This is a genomic window from Herbaspirillum lusitanum P6-12 (genome assembly GCF_000256565.1).
Classification (GTDB): Bacteria; Pseudomonadota; Gammaproteobacteria; order Burkholderiales; family Burkholderiaceae_D; genus Herbaspirillum; species Herbaspirillum lusitanum.
Window position 1 is genome coordinate 1 of record NZ_AJHH01000285.1, and the last position, 576, is coordinate 576.

The window sequence follows — 576 nt, forward strand, 5'->3', positions numbered from 1 at the left end:
CGCCGGATGCGCTCGACACCATCAAGGCGCGCGGTTTCAAGGTTTACTCCAATCCGCAACCGCACGTGTGGCCGTGGCAACTGTCCTTCGCGCCCGGTTCACCATGGCTGGACAAGCGCGTGCGCTACGCCGCCAACCTCTGCGTGAATCGTCCGGCCATGAAGCAATTGCTGGGCGGCCTCATGGGCGAAGCCACCGGTACCGTCGAGCCGGGCCATCCATGGCGCGGCAACCCGAGCTTCCACATCAAGTACGACCCGGACGGCGCGCGCAAGCTGATGACCGAGGCCGGTTATTCGGCCGCCAAGCCGCTCAAGGTGAAGGTGCAGATTTCGGCCTCCGGTTCCGGCCAGATGCAGCCGTTGCCGATGAATGAATTCATGCAGCAAAACCTGAAGGCCTGCTTCATCGACGTGCAGTTCGACGTGATCGAGTGGAACACGCTGTACACCAACTGGCGCATCGGCGCCAAGGATCCGAGCGCGCACGGTTCGGACGCGGTCAACATCAGCTTCGCGGCGATGGATCCGTTCTTCGCGATGGTGCGCTTCGTCAGCAGCAAGGCGGCGCCGCATC

1 protein-coding gene is annotated in these 576 nt (G+C 63.4%); it reads left to right on the forward strand.

Annotated features, from left to right (window positions below):
- Window positions 1-576: ABC transporter substrate-binding protein (locus HLUSI_RS0109120; protein WP_016833678.1), on the forward strand; the 576-nt coding region annotated here is incomplete at both ends.